14 protein-coding genes, 1 tRNA gene and 2 pseudogenes are annotated in these 15,441 nt (G+C 35.4%); 7 read left to right on the plus strand and 10 right to left on the minus strand.

Going from position 1 to position 15,441, the window contains the following annotated elements; all coding sequences use genetic code 11:
- The first annotated feature begins 90 nt into the window (after positions 1 to 90).
- Positions 91 to 579, plus strand: a complete 489-nt coding sequence (locus tag IPK14_17780; protein ID MBK7995161.1) for a hypothetical protein — start codon at positions 91 to 93, stop codon at positions 577 to 579.
- 74 nt (positions 580 to 653) lie between these two features.
- Here IPK14_17780 and IPK14_17785 read toward each other — a convergent pair whose 3' ends face one another.
- Entirely contained in the window at positions 654 to 1,892 is a 1,239-nt protein-coding gene (locus IPK14_17785; GenBank protein ID MBK7995162.1) for a hypothetical protein, read from the minus strand.
- Positions 1,893 to 2,039: 147 nt separating this feature from the next.
- Here IPK14_17785 and IPK14_17790 point away from each other — a divergent pair, with 147 nt between their 5' ends.
- Both IPK14_17790 and IPK14_17795 read left to right on the plus strand, forming a co-directional pair.
- Complete coding sequence (locus IPK14_17790) at positions 2,040 to 2,420, plus strand: hypothetical protein (GenBank protein MBK7995163.1); 381 nt, start codon at positions 2,040 to 2,042, stop codon at positions 2,418 to 2,420.
- Positions 2,421 to 2,762: 342 nt separating this feature from the next.
- Positions 2,763 to 3,590 (plus strand): creatininase family protein, encoded by an 828-nt coding sequence (locus tag IPK14_17795; protein MBK7995164.1) that lies wholly within the window; start codon positions 2,763 to 2,765, stop codon positions 3,588 to 3,590.
- Between the two features lie 4 nt (positions 3,591 to 3,594).
- Here IPK14_17795 and IPK14_17800 read toward each other — a convergent pair whose 3' ends face one another.
- The 4 genes and pseudogenes from IPK14_17800 to IPK14_17815 form a co-directional block, all read right to left on the minus strand.
- The gene (locus IPK14_17800) at positions 3,595 to 4,296 is read right to left on the minus strand and encodes an LON peptidase substrate-binding domain-containing protein (protein MBK7995165.1); all 702 of its coding nucleotides are present in this window, start codon (positions 4,294 to 4,296) and stop codon (positions 3,595 to 3,597) included.
- 21 nt (positions 4,297 to 4,317) lie between these two features.
- Positions 4,318 to 6,116, minus strand: a pseudogene (gene lepA, locus IPK14_17805) (elongation factor 4).
- Positions 6,117 to 6,171: 55 nt separating this feature from the next.
- Positions 6,172 to 7,143, minus strand: coding sequence for an ROK family protein (locus IPK14_17810; protein ID MBK7995166.1), 972 nt, complete (start codon positions 7,141 to 7,143; stop codon positions 6,172 to 6,174).
- Between the two features lie 102 nt (positions 7,144 to 7,245).
- Positions 7,246 to 7,896, minus strand: a complete 651-nt coding sequence (locus IPK14_17815) for a zinc ribbon domain-containing protein (protein MBK7995167.1) — start codon at positions 7,894 to 7,896, stop codon at positions 7,246 to 7,248.
- A 207-nt stretch (positions 7,897 to 8,103) separates the two neighbouring features.
- Between IPK14_17815 and IPK14_17820 the strand changes: the two genes are divergently transcribed.
- The gene (locus tag IPK14_17820; GenBank protein MBK7995168.1) at positions 8,104 to 8,673 is read left to right on the plus strand and encodes a hypothetical protein; all 570 of its coding nucleotides are present in this window, start codon (positions 8,104 to 8,106) and stop codon (positions 8,671 to 8,673) included.
- Between the two features lie 306 nt (positions 8,674 to 8,979).
- On the opposite strand, the pseudogene IPK14_17825 reads toward IPK14_17820, so the two are convergent.
- From IPK14_17825 to IPK14_17835, 3 genes and pseudogenes are all read right to left on the minus strand, one after another.
- A pseudogene (locus IPK14_17825) lies at positions 8,980 to 9,737 on the minus strand (sulfite exporter TauE/SafE family protein).
- A 14-nt stretch (positions 9,738 to 9,751) separates the two neighbouring features.
- Positions 9,752 to 10,084 carry a hypothetical protein gene (locus IPK14_17830; protein ID MBK7995169.1) on the minus strand — a complete coding sequence of 111 codons (333 nt, stop codon included), beginning with the start codon at positions 10,082 to 10,084 and terminating at the stop codon, positions 9,752 to 9,754.
- 354 nt (positions 10,085 to 10,438) lie between these two features.
- A complete protein-coding gene (locus IPK14_17835) occupies positions 10,439 to 11,017 on the minus strand; it encodes a hypothetical protein (protein MBK7995170.1) in 579 nt (192 codons plus the stop codon).
- 150 nt (positions 11,018 to 11,167) lie between these two features.
- Here IPK14_17835 and IPK14_17840 point away from each other — a divergent pair, with 150 nt between their 5' ends.
- Complete coding sequence (locus IPK14_17840; protein MBK7995171.1) at positions 11,168 to 11,941, plus strand: tetratricopeptide repeat protein; 774 nt, start codon at positions 11,168 to 11,170, stop codon at positions 11,939 to 11,941.
- 14 nt (positions 11,942 to 11,955) lie between these two features.
- Here the strand turns inward: IPK14_17840 and IPK14_17845 are convergent, their stop codons facing one another.
- Together IPK14_17845 and IPK14_17850 are read right to left on the minus strand one after the other, a co-directional pair.
- Positions 11,956 to 12,903 (minus strand): threonine/serine dehydratase, encoded by a 948-nt coding sequence (locus IPK14_17845; GenBank protein ID MBK7995172.1) that lies wholly within the window; start codon positions 12,901 to 12,903, stop codon positions 11,956 to 11,958.
- 57 nt (positions 12,904 to 12,960) lie between these two features.
- Positions 12,961 to 13,034, minus strand: a tRNA-Met gene (locus tag IPK14_17850).
- A gap of 532 nt (positions 13,035 to 13,566) precedes the next feature.
- On the opposite strand from IPK14_17850, the gene IPK14_17855 reads away from it, so the two are divergent.
- Together IPK14_17855 and IPK14_17860 are read left to right on the plus strand one after the other, a co-directional pair.
- The gene (locus IPK14_17855) at positions 13,567 to 13,962 is read left to right on the plus strand and encodes a S1 RNA-binding domain-containing protein (protein MBK7995173.1); all 396 of its coding nucleotides are present in this window, start codon (positions 13,567 to 13,569) and stop codon (positions 13,960 to 13,962) included.
- Positions 13,946 to 15,343, plus strand: a complete 1,398-nt coding sequence (locus tag IPK14_17860; GenBank protein ID MBK7995174.1) for a 30S ribosomal protein S1 — start codon at positions 13,946 to 13,948, stop codon at positions 15,341 to 15,343. Before IPK14_17855 ends, IPK14_17860 begins: the two co-directional genes overlap by 17 nt.
- Positions 15,344 to 15,441: the final 98 nt, after the last annotated feature.

The raw sequence follows: 15,441 nt of genomic DNA on the forward strand, positions 1-15,441 counted from the left end.
TTTCTTTAATGGCTTTCTTAATGCGGAACGTCACGCCAAAATAACTAAAAGTTAGTCTAACAAAAACAAATTTTAAGGAGGAAAGTTATTATGCTACGTTTGCCTAAAAGTATTTTAGTCATGGTTTGTTTAGTTATTTTTAGTAGCTTTGCAATGGCTCAAGATCTTGCAGAGAAAAAAGATAAGCCAGAAAAAGAAGTAAATAAAATTATTAGACTTAAGCCTACTGCAATGGCTCCAGATGCTACAGGAATTATACGTATCTCTTTTAAGACTCCAAAAGAAGGTGAAGCAAAACAAAGCTTTGAGCTAATTGGAGTTAATGTATTAAAAGATAATAACTATAGATTATTTGTCGATGGAAATGAAATTACTAGCCGTGAAGCAAAAGTAAATAAAACTGAAAGAGAAGCCGTTTTTGTAATTGAATTTACTTCTAAGAAAGATAAGGAAGATAGCAAAAAAGGAGGTTTCTCAAGTGGCATTCCTGCCCAACTAGATCCAGTAACAAATATTCGTCGTGTAGAAATTAGGGATACAAACAATCAAGTAGTTTTAGTAGGTGAATTTACAGAATAACTATTTTTTAATAGATATAAACAAAAAAGCCTAGAAATAATGCTTCTAGGCTTTTTTATTGCTTATTATTTTTACTAGACAGCTAGGTTTTGAGCAGCAGTTTTTTGAGCATCCGATTGTGAGCGAGATAGGTTGCTTACGGTTTCATTTACGCGATTTAGAGATTGTTGGAGTTGCTGTAAATTAAAGGTTAGCTCTTGAATTTTTTGGTTTAATGATGCTTGTCCACCACCTTTAGCACTAGAATTGCTAGTTGTTGGGCTAGTTTGAGGTGTTTGGTTTGTTGGAGTGGTAGAAGCATTATTTGTTGTTGGATGATTATGTACAGGTGCAGCATCAGTTAATTTATCTAAGTTGTTAAGATCTACAGAGGCTTTAGCCAAAGCTTCTTGCATCATTTTTGGCCCATCTGCACCTAGTTGTAAAGCTGCTTCTTGCAGGGATTTCATTTTATTTAATAGGTTTGAAAGTTCTGGGTTATTTTCTAAACTGCCAGAGCCAGTTAAATCAACTTCTTTCATAGTTTTAGCTAATTCTTGAACTATTTCTTCCATACCAACAAGAATTGTTTCTAGTTTTTTTAGCATTGGATCTAATGGAGAGTTGTCTATTTCATTTGCTCCACCTGCACCATTGTTTCCATTAGCTCCTTGAGTGTTTCCTTGTTGATTAGCATCTGTATTGCCAGTATTGCCAGTATTGCCAGTATTGCCAGCAGGGTTTGTAGGCTCTGTTGCTGGGCTAGAACCACTTGCGCCACCGCCTACAGCAGCATCAAGTTGTTTAGCAGCATCTTCCAGATTTTTCATAGTTTTTTCTATAGCTTTAACCATTATTGAGCCAACCATTGCTAGTAATGCTCCTAGTGACATTGGTGCGCTATCGGTTGCTGAAGCAGTAGCTTGATTGGAACTTGAAGCATTTGCAGCTTTAGCATTAGTTGTGGAAGCTTTTGATTTTCCATCACCAGTAAAATTATCTTGGAAAGCATCATTTCCAAATATTTGAGATACAGTCTTTTCTTTTGGTTCAAGGCTAACTTCTTTGCCAGAACGTAAATAGGATGACAAATTATTTTTTATATTTTCTAAAGAAACTTCTGGGCCATTTTGAAGTTGAGATGCCACAATTCTTGCTCCAATTCCATTTTCAGCACTTCGCATAGATGCACGTGGGTCTTTGCCAACTACTTGGGTTGTTGTAGTGGAAATGGATTCTGAACTAGAAAAATTGTTGTTTGTAGACTTTGTTTGATGGTTTTCAACATCATTTATTTTTACATTTGAAAGATTAGAAGAGCTATTTATCCTCATTATATTTATGGCCTCTTATTTATTTGATAATAATTTTTGTCGAATGAATAATCATTCATATTATCGATTGTTGCAACAACTAGTTGCTAAGCTTAGAATATAGAGGCATTTTATATTTTTAATTTTATAAATTATTTAGGGTAAATTATGCCTTCGCTATATTGGACTAAATATGATGAATTGCAATTTGCAGCACGACACATTTTAGAAAACTTTGATACAACCCAAATAAAAAACCATAATAATTTTTGGCCCGCTGGAACTAACCAAAAATATTTAGCCGTGTTGCTAGAATGGATTATTGATAACTATAGCTTAAATTTTACTTTACCAGAAAAAAGAAATTGTGGACCAGGTTTTACGACTTACGAAATTTTACTAGACTATGGTGTTACTGTCCGCGTAGGATTTAATAGCCAAGGTCGGATCCTTTTGCTGCAACCCCTAGACGGCCCTAATGTAATTAAAGTTAACACTCAAGAAGCTGAAAAATTATTTACTGTGCTGTTTTCTGCTAAGGAAGAGTGAAGATTTTAAAAAAGACTTATGTAATAGTTACATTCAGCAAATTAATGTAGGGTTTAATTATGTCCCTGTTCGTCAAACTTTAGTAACAGTTAGTTATCAATACTTTTGTGGAATCAAGTTGTTTTTAAGTCAGAATATAAATATTGTTGTTAATCTAATATCAAGAAACCTTTTACAAAGCTGTGTTTACGTTCAATTTATCTTACCAAAAGAGCGAACTACTTTTTCTTTTGCTCCTAGGCAATTACAATTAGGTTTTCGCTTTACTCTCTAATCAAAAATAAATCTAAATCTATTTAGGAGAGAGATTTTTCATCCTTTCCTAAAAATAAGGAAAAATAAATGTTTAAGTTTATCTTAGGCTTTTTATTCTTTTGTTTGATTTTTGTTAACCCTACTTTTAGCCAAACTAAAGACCTAGTTTCTACAAGGGAAATGAATAAAATTAATTGGCTAGAATTTAAGGAGGTTGTACCAGCAAAAATTAATACTGTAATTTTGCCTGTAGGCACATTAGAGCCTCATGGAGTTACTGCTAATGGGGCAGATAATATTGCACCTGAAGCTATTGCACAAAAAATTGCTCCAGAAATTAATGCACTAATTGCACCTACTTTGCCCTATGGGATGACCGGAAGTATGTCAAATTATCCAGGTGCTTTTGAAATTTCAGACACAGTTTACCGAGCATTTGTTAAGGAAATCTTACAGGGTTTAGTACAAAATGGTTTTAAGAATATTATTATTATGAATGGTCATGGAGGTGGGCAAACTGCTGCACTACAAGCGGTTGCAGGCGAAGTAGCTAACAGTAATCGTGGCAGTCGAACACTTGTAATTAACTGGTGGTCTTTTACTAGTGAAATTACTAAAGACGTGTTTGGTCAAGATGGCGGACATGCTGGAAATAATGAAACAGCTTTTATTCAAGCTATAGATCCTAAATTAGTACATCCAGAAAAATATTCTAAAGATATGGCAATTGCTTATCCTCGTCCAGGAACCTGGAGCGCGACCCCGTTTCCATCGTCTATTGGACTTTATCAACCGGGTCAAGGCTATCCTGATTTTGATGAGAAAAAAGCAAAAATTTACTTTGAGCGAGTTACCCAAGCTATAGCAGACTTAGTTAAAGACACTATAAAACGTTGGGATTTAGCTGGGGTATAGCTTTTTAATCCTTAAATTCATTTTTTAAGGTTTTTAATGCTTCTGACGAGCCATGACCATTGCGTTTAGCGCGGCTATGGATTTGAGCGCGTGTTTCATAATCATCAATTATTGATGATAAATACTTACGCAGTTTATTAAGCCTTAGCCCGCTAGAACGCAGTTCTAAAAGCATTTGTTTTTTTTCTGTAGATAGTTGTAACACTGCTCCTATGGCAAAAGAAAAATCTTCTGGTGTTTCGGGAAGTTCTTTTGGCAAAGTTTGTTCATCATTTAGTGCTTTTAATGCTTCTGCTGCACGGTCATAAAGTTTTCTAACTTCTAGCATCAAAGCGTTATTGTCATAGTCATCTGTTTGGTCAGAAATAAGCTCTACTTCTGCTTTTAAGTAAGCCTTATTTCCAACATATTTTAATGTTTTATAGCGAGTAGTTCCAACAGTTAAAATATTCATTCGTCCGCCATCCAAGGGAACTACAGCCATAATTTGAGCCAATGAACCAATAGCACCAATGGCAGGCGGCCCTGTTTCATTTTCTGCTGAGTAGGTTAGACCAAAAACTTTATCACTTTCTAAACAATCTTTGATCATTTCCTTATAGCGTTCTTCAAAGATATGTAGTGGTAGTAATGCACCTGGCAGTAACACTACAGATAATGGGAAGACAGGTATTTCTTTGGTGTTAAATAATTCTGTTGATGACATAAGGCTACTTTCATTTATATTTTAAGTTTCATCTACTCGAAGCACTGCTAAGAAGGCTTCTTGAGGAATCTCTACACGTCCGATCTTCTTCATTCGCTTTTTACCTTCTTTTTGCTTTTCTAATAGTTTTCTTTTACGGGTAATATCACCACCATAACATTTTGCTAAGACATTTTTACCCATAGCTTTTCTGTTTCACGAGCAATAATTTTGTTGCCAATTGCAGCTTGAATTGGGACTTCAAAAAGCTGTCGGGGAATAAGTTCTTTCATTTTAGAAACTAATGCTCGTCCTCGATGTGTAGCCCCTTCACTATGAATGATTAATGAAAGTGCATCTACTGGATCGCCAGAAACTAAAATATCTAATTTAACTAGTTTAGATTCTTGATAACCAGCTAAATGATAATCTAAAGAAGCATAACCACGAGAGACTGACTTTAGACGATCATAAAAATCTAACACTATTTCATTTAATGGTACATCATAGGTGAGCATTACTCTAGTAGAAGTAATATATTCAAATCCCTTTTGTACTCCGCGTTTTTCCTCAAGTAGTTTTAGAATTGGCCCAAGGAAATCATCATTAGTCATAATGGTAGCAGTAATGATAGGCTCTTCCATTTTATCAATTCTAGCTGGATCTGGAAGTTTAGAAGGGCTATCAATTTCTAAAACTTCGCCTGCTGTTGTAGTAATACGATAGCGTACAGATGGAGCAGTAGTGATTAGCTCTAAGGAAAATTCCCTTTCCAATCGTTCTTGTACTACTTCCATATGAAGTAAGCCTAAGAAGCCACAGCGAAAGCCAAATCCTAGAGCTAGCGAGGTTTCAGGCTCATAGAAAAATGAAGAATCATTTAAGCGTAGTTTTTCTAGTGCATCTCGCAATTCCTCATATTTATCGCTTTCTACAGGATAAAGACCAGAAAACACCATTGGTTTAATTTCTTGAAAGCCTGGAAAAGCTTCTGTAGTTGGATTAGCACTATTAGTTACAGTGTCACCAATTTGCACATCAAAAACATTTTTAATATTAGAAATTAAAAACCCTACTTCACCAGCACCTAAAGCTTTGATTTCCTTCATTTTAGGAGTAAGTACACCTAAGGCATCAACTAGATATTCTCGGTTAGTTGCCATAAAACGTATTTTCATACCAGGGCGAAGTTCGCCATCAATAATACGCATCATAACAATTACTCCGCGATAGTTATCAAACCAGGAATCAAAAATTAAAGCTTTAAGTGGTGCTGTTGGATCGCCTTTTGGCGCGGGGATACGATTAACAATACCTTCTAAAATATCTTCTGTTCCAAGACCAGTTTTAGCACTAGCAAGTATTGCATCACTAGCATCTAGTCCAACTACATGTTCAATTTGTTCTTTTACCTTGTCGGGTTCAGCCGATGGAAGGTCTACTTTATTGATTACAGGTATTAGCTCTAAATTGTTATTAATAGCTAAATAAGCATTAGCTAGGGTTTGTGCTTCTACTCCTTGTGAGGCATCTACAACAAGTAATGCTCCTTCACAAGCAGAAAGAGAGCGGGAAACTTCATAGGAAAAATCCACATGTCCTGGGGTATCAATTAAATTAAGAATATAATTTTCCCCGTTTTTGGCTTGATAGTTTAATCTAACTGCATGGGCTTTTATTGTGATGCCGCGCTCACGTTCTAAATCCATTGCATCTAACACTTGTTCTGACATTTCACGTTGTGACAACGCGCCAGTGTGTTCTAATAAGCGATCAGCTAAAGTAGATTTACCATGATCAATATGGGCGATAATAGAAAAGTTACGAATATTACTTAGCATGACGAAAATTTAGTACCTCTTAATGCTCCTTGAAAAATTAATATCAGCGAAAAGTTTATGTTTTCTTAAAAGTGTCTCGTGCTAGGATTGCAGCACCAATTACACCTGATGATGTACCTAGTTTTGCGGCTACTATTTGGCAATGGTCAAAAGAAGGTCTAAAGGCTCGTTGCTTAGTTTCTGCAATAATTGGTTTGAGCAAAATATTTCCTACAGCCATAACGCTACCACCAAAAACTACTACTTCAGGATTAAATAAATTAATTAAGCTTGCTACAGCAATGCCTAAATAATGACCAGTACGTTCAAATACCACTTGAGAAAGTTCATCTCCAGAAATAGCGGCTTGAACAATATCTTCGTGGGTCATTTCTCGATCTCGAGGGATAAAAAGACGAGTTAAAGAAGAAGTGCGATCTCTATAAAGACGTTGTTGCATTCGTCGGACAATGTTTGGCCCAGAGGCAACGGTTTCTAAACAGCCAACATTGCCACAAGCGCATTCTATCCCATCTACATTAATAGTTGTATGACCTAATTCACCAGCAAAACCTGTTGTTCCACGCCACATTTGACCATTAAGAATAATTCCTGACCCAATTCCAGTTCCAACAGTAACATAAATAATATTTTGATAACCCTGGGCTGCTCCGCATTGCCATTCGCCATAAGCCCCTAAATTAGCATCATTATCAAAAATTACTTCTACACCTGTAGCTTGAACAATATCATCATAAAGCGTATTAGTTGATATTTGTGGCAAATTAGGCAAAACTTCAATTTTATTAGTTTTAAGATTGATAAGTCCAGGTATCCCAACGCCAACTGCTACCAACTGCCCATATTGAGGAACTTTTTGCTTAAAGCTTGTAATTAGTTCAATTAATTGTTGAGTTAGTTCTGTTGTTTTACGCTGGGCAACTCTATTGGTTTGTTCTAACAAAATCTGACCAGAGCTATCAACAAGCGCGGTTTTAATCTGCGCTCCTTCTAAAACAATACCAATATATAGTTTATCTTCTTTCATGACTTCTCCTAAAAGACACTTGTTGCACTATAACAGAGAAACTTATCAACTGTTAAGACTTGTTGGTTGGTTAGCAAAAAGCTTTTATTAAGACAAAATAAATTAAACAAATCTTTCTCCACAACTAGAGCAAAATCTTGCTCCAGCTAAATTATTAGTTCCACATTTTTTACAAATAGGTGTAGAAGGTCTATTTACTTGGACTCCACAGCCAGAACAAAAAGTAGCACCAGGACTTAACCAACAACCACAGTTAGTACAATTTTGACTGATATTTCCACTGCCCCAGTTTGGTTGTGTATTAGGTGGATTAGCTGCCCACCCTCCAGGGTTATAAGGAGGTGCATAATTAGGATTATTAGGATTATTAGCCGCTTGTGTACGAGCAGCAAAAGAATCAATAATTCGCCAGGCTTCTTCACTAAGCCTATATTGGTTATACATACCAATGATAGGGAATAGTATTAGTGGAGGCAGTAGGACATAACCAATTACTCCAGCCGCAGCCTTGTCAATCCATTTAGATGAGCCTATTTCAACCATTGTTCCTTGTGGATGAGGTAAGACTTTAATTGTAAGTGCTGATGATTGACCAGTAATAGCACTAAGTGTGCTTTCTTTTAGTGCTTGCAAAACCTGTCCACCAGCAACAGGGACAATTTGAACCTGATGACCCTGCATACGAAAATAGTTTTCTAATTCTGATAGGAGTTGATCAATTCTAAGTTCTAAAGAATAGAGCTTATTTTTCATTTGTATTTCCTTACACAAAAGATGATTAGCAACATTTTATAATTTGTTTACGTCCAACTTTACAAGTTTGCACATATGAGTATTGCTTTAAGAAAGAATAGTCTTATAATTTTAAGCTCAAAGCAATACTCATACTTTATAAGCAACCAACAATTTAATTCAATAATATTTTTTAGCCATAATTATTTATTTTTAGGAGTGTTTTTCATGAAGAAAAAAGCAACTTGGTGGTCAATTTTTGCCCTAGTTTGTGCATTTTTGCTTACTAACTTATCTGCTGTTTCTGTAGCAGCAGAAGGTGGTTGTAATGCTCCAGACTTAATTTGTAAAGCTGCAAGAAATCAAGATATTTCTTTAACTCTTCGAGATCATTGCAGCTATAGACAAAGTGTTAAAGTAGAGCTTTACAAAAAAGAAAAAGATGGTAGAGAAGGAAAATTAGATAAATTACGCCTTACCACCGTAATGGTTGAACCAAGCACTGCTCCAGATGAAACCGGGCAATATCCTGTTAATAGCCGTGTTGTTGCAGATACTGATGATAAAGGTAAACCAAAAAATAATGTTGATCCTAAAGCAAGAACTGGTCTAGCCTCAGGTGCCTTTCTAGACTTGCTCTTTTTCCCATTATTGCCAGAAAAAGTTGCAAATATGCAGTTTGAAGAAATTCCCGCTTCTCAAATTTCAGAAAAACATAAAGGGGAAGTAGCTTTTCGCTTTTGGGCCAAAATCTGGTGTTACTACTGTAACCTTAGCATCAGGCGTAGTTTATCTTAATCCTCAAAGCGGAGCAGTTTTAACTGTTCAAATAGATGGGCTATATAACCTAAAAGCATTTGATAAAATACTAGATAAACTACAAAGCATTAATGCTACTGTTGATTACTCGGAGTTTGATACTAAGTATCGTATGCCTACTATTGCAAGCGGTGGGGGAGTTTCTGAAGTTACTAAGTTTAAGGGAATTTTTAAGTTTACCTTTGAAGAAGGTAAATATGTACAAGTATTAAAACTTCCATAATTTAGATTGGTATTTGCTAAAAGAGGAAAGCTTTTTGCTTTCTTCTTTTAGTCGCAGTAATGTTACTTACTTGTATTTAGCAGATAAATAACTTTTGAGGCATTACCAATACTTAAAACCGTTAACATTAAACCTACTAATCTCATCATAAGCTTAGAAGGTAACTTTTGACAGATATAGCCTGACAATGGTGCTGCTATTAGTCCTCCAAAAACTAAACAGACAGCAATTTTTAAGCTACCTAAACCAATTAAAACAAAGAATGTTGCAGATTGGGCTAAAGTAACAAAAAACTCAACAGCATTTGCAGAACCAATGCTAAATCTAGGTTCATTTCCTTTTGAAACAAGCGAAGATGTAACAACCGGGCCCCAACCACCCCCGCCTATAGAGTCTAAAAACCTCCTATTAGTCCTAGTAAACTTAAGTTAGCTTTAACGGGTTTTGGATTTGTTTTTTGAAAGGTTTTATAAATTATCCTAATACCCATAACTAATAGATAACAAGCAACAAAGGGTTGTATTAGTTTTGTTGGAATAGAGGTAAGAACATAAGCACCCAAAATACCGCCTAACACACCAGGCAGCAAGAGTTTCTTAAAAATTTCTCTGTCAATGTTGCCAAATTTTAAGTGTGACAAACCAGAAAAGCCAGTTGTAAATATTTCTGCACAGTGGACATTAGCACTTGCTATTGCTGGAGGAGTGCCAATGCCAAGTAAAAAGGAAGTTGATGTAACGCCATATCCCATTCCTAAAGTGCTGTCAATTAATTGAGCTAGAAAACCTACAAATACAAAAATGGCAAATTCATCCCACATCTAAGGGAATCTCCTTATATTAATCTATTAAGTACAGAAAATTTTCTTGGCATAGAGTAATTACTTTTTAGTAAGTTATCAGTTATATCAACTGCCCAAGGGCCATAGCATTTTTTTACAGCTACAATTGTGTTGAGCCAATCAGTCCCTATAGCAATACCATTAATTTCTATAACAAAATCAAAACCTTCTTTAGCTAAGGCTTCTTTTGATGAGTCGTCTGGATCACCAATTGCGAAACCTTGACCATTATTTTGACCTAAATTCCAGGATTGATGGATTTTTTCTTGCCAAAGGCTTTGGCTTAAACGGATAGATTTGACAATTTGAGCTAGCTTAGTTTGCATTTTTTTCTCCATAACTAACTAAGTTTAATTAATTACACTTAAAAAAGTTCATTTCCAAAACTTATTACCTAAAAACTAAAAGCCGCCCATTTTTGAGCGGCTTTTTGGTTGGTGCAAAAACTTGTTACTTACATCCTACACCGATGCCGCCTAAATGGTAGGCAAGATTTAATACAAATAGACATACAGCAGCCAAAATAATTGCTGGCAATTTCATTTATTTGTGTAGGTGTTAAAAGTTGTTTACTCATAAGTACAAGGATTTTAGAAATCAAGCTTATAACTGTCAATCAGTTTTAGTTGTTATTTGCTGAAATTGCAATAATACCTTAGCTATGTACTGCATGTTAGTGATTAGTTATTTTTATTTACTATTTTTTTAGCTACCTCTAAAGATATATGTGGAGGTGGTTGAGGAGCTTCTATTTTCCACTGCCCTTTATCTTTAACTAATTTATAATTTAACGTTTCTGTAGTTAGGCCAATTTTTTCTATTTTCAGTTTTCCTTTTTCATCTTTCTTTATTTGTCCAATATTATTGTAGGTGATAGCAATATTAGCTCTATCTTCTACTATAGCAGAATTGACTATTCTAAAATCTGAGACAATAGTAGCATCACCAGTTAATTCTTCTTCCCAAAGAATATAAGGGATAATTTGCTGATACGTTTCTGGACTAGTTCTTACACCCTTAAAATCTGCCGTGCAAAAAGCTAGTATAGTGTCTTGAGGGGAAAATTTAGTTTCATTAGCTTCATTAGCTTCATTAGTTGAGGAGTTATGAGTATTTTCTTCAGTTTCCGGGCTAGCAATTGGGCTAGAAGGGTCAGAAAGAACTGTTAATTTTGGCTGAGGAGTGTTCTGGCTTTCGCAGTTAGTAAAAAATACTAGTAATGTAGCAATAAAGAACCCACAAAACAAATTCTTAAGCATAAAGAAAAACTTCCCCTTATTTTAAGCAGCAACCGCAAAACAATAGTTTAATCAAAAGTGGTTCTATTAGCAAATTTAAGCTAAAATACAGCTTTTAAAAGTAAAAGTATATAAAATCCAAAAAATAAATTATTTTATGAGGTTTTAATTATGGCTAGACGTTTTAATTATTTTTTAATTACCATAATTTTTCTATTAGCAAGTGTTTCACTAACAAAAGCGCAAGTATCTAACCCTAATGGGGTTAATGATCCTTCAGAAACAGGAACACTCTTAAAACCACTTAAACCCCCAAAACCAAAAAAACAACCTAAATTAAGAAGCGCGGAAGAATACTTAATGCGTGGAGCAGGATTTTTTGATAGACAAGACTATGATCTTGCGATTCAGGACTATACAGAAGCATTAAAAAAGAAAAAAGACTATACACAAGCTCTTTTAGAACGTGGTAATGTTTATATGGCAAAGGCAGTTACTTTTTTAAGTGAAGAAGATAGGGAAAAAGGCTTTGCTGATTATAAAGAGGCAATTAAACTTGACCCAAATTACCTAGAAGCTCGATTTAACTTAGCTATAGCCTATTATCAAACAAGTAAAATAGATGATGCAATTGCCGAATATAGTCAAATAATAAGTATTAATCCTAGCTATGTTGATGCTTATAATAACCGTGCTTATGCTTACCGTAAAAAAGGAAATCTTGACCAAGCAATAAGTGATTTTAGCGAAGCAATTAAACTTAATCCAACTTATTCAGAAGCCTTTTTTAATCGGGCATTAATTTATAAAGCAAAAGGAGCGCGTGAAAAGGCTATAGAAGATTTTAAGAAAGTTGTAGAATTAAATAATGTTGCTAACGCAGTACGTTTTGCTAAAGAGGAATTATTAGAATTAGGTATTGATGCAAATGAGTATGAAGACTAATAAAACTAGCTAGACTAGCTAGTTAATGCTTGAGCTAGAATTTCTGGGGCTATATTGCCACCACTTAAAACCGCAACGGTTTTTGAAGGCTGAGGGATTTTTCCTTCTAGCAAAGCAGCCACAGCTAAAGCTCCTGTAGGTTCAACTACTAGCTTAGAGTAAAGAGCTAATAGTTTTATAGCTGAAAGTAAGCTAATGTCTTCTACCGTAACAATGTCAGTAATACGCTCACGCAGTATTGAGAAAGGTATTTGCCCAATAGCAGTAGTTCGCGCTCCATCAGCAATTGTTTTTGGAGGGGCAATGCTAACAATTTTTCCAGTTCTTAGAGACTCTTGACCATCATTGCCAGCAGCAGGTTCAACAGCATAAACACGAATTTTAGGATTAATACTTGTTGCTGCTAGTGTGATTCCAGAACTCAAACCACCACCGCCTAAGGGTACAACAATAGTTTCTACTTCTGACCAATCTCTAAAAATTTCTAGTGCAATAGTTCCTTGACCTGCAACAATAAAGGGGTCATCAAATGGCGGAACCATTATTGAGCCTGTTTTTTCTACAATTTCGGCTGCAACTTTACTACGAGTTACAGCATTTACCCCTGATTGTACTACTTCGGCCCCATAAGCTTTTGTAGCTATTACTTTTAACTCCATAGCATCTTCAGGCATTACAATAGTAGCTTGTAGATTAAGCAATTTAGCAGCTAAAGCAACTCCCTGAGCGTGATTACCAGAAGAAAAAGCTACTACACCTTTGCTACGTTCTTGGTCTGTGAGGGAGAGAATTTTATTTAATGCTCCTCGAATCTTAAATGCTCCAGCACGTTGTAAGTTTTCTGCCTTTAGTCGCACTTCGCCACCAACAAGTTTTGAAAGGGTTTTACTAGAGAGTAATGGTGTTTGATGAATAAATGGGTTGATTTTGTTAGCAGCTATTTGAATATCTGAAAGTTGCATAATAGATTTTGGCCTAAATAATTTTGGGTGCTAGCAACAGCACCCAAAGATTTAATATAGCGGAGGGCAGGATCGAACTGCCGACCTTGGGGTTATGAATCCCACGCTCTAACCATCTGAGCTACCCCGCCATTGATTTTTATAGAATTTATAGAAAGCGATAGTCTACTTATCAGGCAAAGGGCTGTCAAGTCTCTTAAGCTTTAAGAAACAAAAAAAATTTTAATTAAGGCTATGATCTTGTTTAATAAAGACTAGCGGTTAATAAAATCTTGACAAGCATTACCTAAGAGTGTAAATTTCCTGACAAAAATTCAACAGTGAAAGAAGTATTTGGTTACGTAAATTTGTCTAGCCAAAATAACTTCCCCTAGTATCGCTACCAAATGCTACTCCTCATTTTTGTTAGTGTGGTTAAATATTATTAGTTCTAACGAACCCTAAAAAAGAGGGTTAAGACCTTACTTTGCAAGTTTTAAGCGATCTTAGTTTGGTAGCAAGTAGGGTTAGTTGGTAGAATGTAACGAATTTTTTATATTTTCAATACTTTAATTTAAAGCCAGTATAACAATCTTACTTCATTTTTATTAAACAGATTTACTATTTTATTAGTTGTATTTGGCAAGAAAAAAGCTTTAACTTGCTAGGAGGCCTTAACTTTAAATGACTAACAACCTAAACCAAGCTGGTACTGAAATGGCAGAAAAAGACTATAGCCAAGATGTTGCTGGCAAAACCCCACAAAATTCCGTCGAAGACTTTGGTGCGTTGCTAGAAAACTTTGAAGCACAATCGACTTTAACTCCAGGAGAAATAGTTAATGGTCGTGTAATCAAAGTTTCTGATCGAGGTGTAATTATTGATATTGGATTTAAGTCAGAAGGAATTGTACCAATAGAAGAGTTTATGGACTCAACCGATGGAAAAGTTTTGGTACAACCCAATGATGAAGTTGCAGTAATGATTAAGCAACTAGAAAATAGTGAAGGCTATGTTGAGCTTTCTCGCGCAGAAGCCGTTCACTTGCAATGTTGGGAATTAATTGAAAAAAGCTTATAATACAAAGGAAAACTTAAAGGGTCGGGTACTAGAACGTATTAAAGGCGGTCTAAAGATAGACTTAGGTGGTATTACTGGTTTTTTACCTGGTAGTCAAGTAGACATTAAGCCTGTACGCAACCTAGATGCTTGGAAGGGAAGAGAAATCCCTGTCAAAGTATTAAAAGTAAATCGTCGTCGTTCTAATATTGTGCTTTCTCATAAAGTAGTTTTAGAGGAAGAAGTTTCTCAGCGTAAAAACTCTACTTTAGAAATGATAGATGAAGGCGTAATTTTAGAAGGAAAAGTCAAAAATATTACTGATTACGGTGTTTTTATTGATTTAGGTGGTATTGATGGCTTGCTTCACGTTACAGATATATGTTGGGGAAGAGTACAAAACCCCAATGATATGTTTAAGGTAGACGATGCTTTGCAAGTAAAAGTATTAAAATATGACCGTGAAAAAGGTCGAGTTAGCTTAGGCTATAAACAACTTTTCCCAGATCCTTGGGACACAGTTGAGGAACGTTATCCAATCGGGCTTCGTGTTAGAGGTAAGGTTGTTTCTATTATTGATTATGGTGCGTTTGTTGAGTTAGAAGAAGGTGTAGAAGGTTTAGTACACATTTCTGAAATGACTTGGTCAAAACGCACTAAACACCCAGCAAAAATAGTCTCTATTGGACAATTAATTGATGCAGTTGTGCTAAATATTGATACTAAAGAAAAACGTATTAGCCTAGGCTTAAAGCAAGTCTTATCTAATCCTTGGGATTCAATTGCAGAACGTTATCAAGTTGGCTCAAAAGTACATGGAAAAGTAAGAAATCTTACAGACTTTGGGGCTTTTGTTGAAATTGAAGATGGCATTGATGGTCTTGTACATGTTTCAGATATTTCTTGGACTAAGAGAATTAAACATCCTTCAGAAGTTCTAAAGAAAGGCCAACAAGTAGAAGCTATTATTACAGCATTAGAGCCAGATAAATCTCGTATTAGCTTATCAATAAAAGATTTAGAACCAAATGCTTGGGATAAATTCTTCCAAACTCATAAAGTTGGGGATGTAGTAAAAGGTAAAGTCGTACGTTTTGCTAATTTTGGTGCTTTTGTTGAGTTGGCAGGAGGTATTGAAGGTCTTTGCCATATTTCAGAGCTTTCTGATCAAAGAGTTGAAAAAGCTGACTCAGCTTTTCAGGTTGGTCAAGAGTTATCATTTAAGATATTAAAATTAGATGAAGCACAAAAGAAAATTGGGCTTTCTGCACGCTCTGTTGGTAAGGAATTAGACCCAGAAGATGTTAACACTTACCAAAATCAAGAGTCTGTTGCATCTTTAGGTGAAATTGCTCAATTCTCTTCTTTAGCAGCTAGCTCTGATGATGGACAAGAGCAATAAGGAAAATTAATAGCTATTTGTAGTTTTGGCTTAAGAGCCTGGAAAATAACTTCTAGGCTCTTTTATTTCTAGTAGGCTCGGTTTTAATTTAAGTTAAG

The sequence above is a fragment of the Blastocatellia bacterium genome (assembly GCA_016713405.1).
Lineage (GTDB): Bacteria > Acidobacteriota > Blastocatellia > Chloracidobacteriales > JADJPF01 > JADJPF01.

Coding starts and splice junctions, on each gene's coding strand:
- IPK14_17820 (MBK7995168.1), top strand. CDS start 8,104: ATGAAGAAAAAAGCAACTTGGTGGTCAATTTTTGCCCTAGTTTGTGCA.
- IPK14_17780 (MBK7995161.1), top strand. CDS start 91: ATGCTACGTTTGCCTAAAAGTATTTTAGTCATGGTTTGTTTAGTTATT.
- IPK14_17815 (MBK7995167.1), bottom strand. CDS start 7,896: ATGAAAAATAAGCTCTATTCTTTAGAACTTAGAATTGATCAACTCCTA.
- IPK14_17845 (MBK7995172.1), bottom strand. CDS start 12,903: ATGCAACTTTCAGATATTCAAATAGCTGCTAACAAAATCAACCCATTT.
- IPK14_17855 (MBK7995173.1), top strand. CDS start 13,567: ATGACTAACAACCTAAACCAAGCTGGTACTGAAATGGCAGAAAAAGAC.
- IPK14_17840 (MBK7995171.1), top strand. CDS start 11,168: ATGGCTAGACGTTTTAATTATTTTTTAATTACCATAATTTTTCTATTA.
- IPK14_17830 (MBK7995169.1), bottom strand. CDS start 10,084: ATGCAAACTAAGCTAGCTCAAATTGTCAAATCTATCCGTTTAAGCCAA.
- IPK14_17795 (MBK7995164.1), top strand. CDS start 2,763: ATGTTTAAGTTTATCTTAGGCTTTTTATTCTTTTGTTTGATTTTTGTT.
- IPK14_17790 (MBK7995163.1), top strand. CDS start 2,040: ATGCCTTCGCTATATTGGACTAAATATGATGAATTGCAATTTGCAGCA.
- IPK14_17800 (MBK7995165.1), bottom strand. CDS start 4,296: ATGTCATCAACAGAATTATTTAACACCAAAGAAATACCTGTCTTCCCA.
- IPK14_17810 (MBK7995166.1), bottom strand. CDS start 7,143: ATGAAAGAAGATAAACTATATATTGGTATTGTTTTAGAAGGAGCGCAG.
- IPK14_17785 (MBK7995162.1), bottom strand. CDS start 1,892: ATGAGGATAAATAGCTCTTCTAATCTTTCAAATGTAAAAATAAATGAT.
- IPK14_17835 (MBK7995170.1), bottom strand. CDS start 11,017: ATGCTTAAGAATTTGTTTTGTGGGTTCTTTATTGCTACATTACTAGTA.